Origin of the sequence: Protofrankia sp. Cas8 (assembly GCF_963555845.1) — a bacterium.
GTDB lineage: Bacteria > Actinomycetota > Actinomycetes > Frankiales > Frankiaceae > Protofrankia.
In genome coordinates this window covers 1-2,419 of record NZ_CAUVXI010000245.1, presented here as the reverse complement: position 1 = coordinate 2,419, position 2,419 = coordinate 1, and the positions used below count along the sequence as shown (strand labels likewise).

The 2,419-nt window shown below is 66.3% G+C and carries 2 protein-coding genes; one reads left to right on the top strand and one right to left on the bottom strand.

All coding sequences use genetic code 11. The features are described 5' to 3' along the window. Positions 1 to 1,895 (bottom strand): MMPL family transporter (locus U9977_RS23925; protein ID WP_322751538.1); only part of this gene is annotated, 1,895 nt, incomplete at its 3' end. Between the two features lie 96 nt (positions 1,896 to 1,991). On the opposite strand from U9977_RS23925, the gene U9977_RS23920 reads away from it, so the two are divergent. Next, the coding region (locus tag U9977_RS23920) for a MarR family winged helix-turn-helix transcriptional regulator (RefSeq protein ID WP_322751537.1) at positions 1,992 to 2,419 on the top strand (428 nt) is incomplete at its 3' end.

The window sequence follows — 2,419 nt, the reverse complement described above, 5'->3', positions numbered from 1 at the left end:
AACAGGATCAGTGCGGCCGAGGTGACAAGCCGTCCGGTGCGGCCGACTCCTTCGATGACGGCGGCGTTGGTGTCACCACTGGCGTCGTACTCCTCCCGGATGCGGGCGAGGATGAACACCTCGTAGTCCATCGACAGGCCGAACAGGAACGCGAAGATCATCAGAGGTAGCCAGAAGGTGATCGAACCGGTGGCCTGAATGCCGTAGATCGCCTCGGAGCCGTACCCGTGCTGCCAGAACAACACGACTGCACCGCCCGTCGCCCCCAGCGATACGAGGTTGAACAACACCGCCTTGAGCGGCAGCAGGAGTGAGCGGAAGGCACGTACCAGCAGTATGTAGGTGATCAGGACAATCAGGCCGAGCGCCAGCGGGAACGCCCCGTAGACAGCATGGATGTAGTCCAGCTGCAGTGCGCCGATCCCGGTCAGACCGATGAACCCGGGCACGTTGTCCAGGGCGGACCGCATCCGCCGGATCGGGTCGGTGCTGCTGCCGCCCGCGGTCTCGTTGTTCGGCACGGCGAGGACGATCGAGGTGTCGGCTCGGTTCGACGCGGGACCGGTCGGGGCCATCGCGGTGGCCACGCCGTCCACCGCGCGCACGCGTCGCACCACCTCGCCGGCCGCCGGTGAGGTGACCAGGATCTCAGCCGGGGTGAGAATGCCCGTCGGCGCACCGCCGTCCTCAAGTGTCTTCAGCGCCTCATAGGCGGGCCCGGTCTTCGTCAGCGACGAGGACTGCGCCGTGCCGATCTGGACCCCGAAGAACGGAATGATCAGGGCGGTGAGGATGGCGAGTCCGACGCCGGCGGCGATCCAGCGGTGTCGCACGACCAGCGATGCCCACCTGGTCCAGAACCGGCTCGCGGTGTTCTCGTGCCGGATCCGCGGCCAGTCGACCCGGGGGCCGATGCCACCGAGCAGGGCGGGCAACAGCGTGGTGGTGACCGCCACGCTGACCAGCGGAATGAGCATTCCGCCGTAGCCGATGGAGCGCAGGAAGGGCACCGGGATGACGACCAGCGCGACCAGGCCGATCGCGACGGTGAGACCGCTGAACAGCACGGCGTGGCCCGCCGACTCCATCGAGGCCACGATCGCGTCGTGGTTCTCCCGGCCGTGGGCCCGTTCCTCGCGCCACCGGGTGACGATCAGCAACGAGTAGTCGATGGCGACACCGAGGCCGATCAGGGAGACGAGGAACTGCACCAGGAACGACACATCCGCGAAGACGGTCAGTCCGAGCAGGATCAGGAAGGTCGACGTGATCGACACCGCTGCGACGAGCAGCGGCACCAGCGCGAGCATGGAGGCGAAGACGAACGCGAGGATCGCCAGGGCACCGACACCGGCGAGCAGGGTCTCGACCAGTACCCCCGGCCCGCCGTCGGCGCCGCCGTTGGTCTGGAGTTCCTCTATGCCGGTGACAGTCCCGGTCAGCGATGCCGGCGTGTGTGCGGCGATTGACGTCTTCAGCTTGGGCAGGGTCGCGGACGCGAAGCTGGTCTGCGGTGGGTAGAAGACGTACGCGAACTGGGCCCGCCCGTCGGCCGTGGTGAAGACGTTGTCGCCGGTCGCGGCCTTCCCGACGACCCGCACGCCGGGCACGTCGTGTTCGACCGCGGCGAATGTGCTCGCCGCCTGTTGGTCGTCGACCTTCTCCCCGGGCGTCGCGGCCAGCACCAGGATGTCCGGCGCTGCCTGACCCTGGGTGTGGTAGGTCGCGAGTATCTTCTGGGAGGTCTCGAAGCCGGGCTGACCGGGTAGGGAGAAGTCGAAGGTCAGGCGTTTGGTGGTGGTGCCGGCTGTGGCGCCGCCGACCACGAAGGCAACGATCCAGAAAAGGATCACAAGACGACGGTGCCGGAGGCACCAGCGTGCGAGCGCCGGCATCGGCGTCTCCCTACTCGTTAAGATGATCTGTGCTTACGTATGTTGACGTCGGTAACAGTACCACCAGTGATTGTGAAGCCAGTAATGGTTTGTCCGATGAGTGATCGAAAGGCGGCGCATGGTGATGGAATCGGATGCCCCCTGCGGGAGCAGGTATTCTATGCTTTTGCCCGGTTCGGTCCCGCCTGGGTGCGTTACGTAAAGACTACTGTTGGCTTCGGTGGTGTGAGCCCGGCTGGCGTGCGGCTACTGTCGGCTCTGCGACACCATCCGCATCCGCCTATCATGCGCGATCTTGTCGAGGATCTCGGAACGACGGCCCGGGCCGTCACCGGGCTCGTGGACACCCTCGAGCACGAAGGTCTGGTATGCCGTGCCCGGCATCCGAACGACCGCCGGGCGACACTCATCACCCTGACGAGCAAGGGTGAACGGGTCGTGGACAGGCTCGGTCGTGAACACATCGAACGGGCTTCGACGCTGTTCGACGCACTGTCCGCGCAGGACCAGGCCGACCTCGTGCG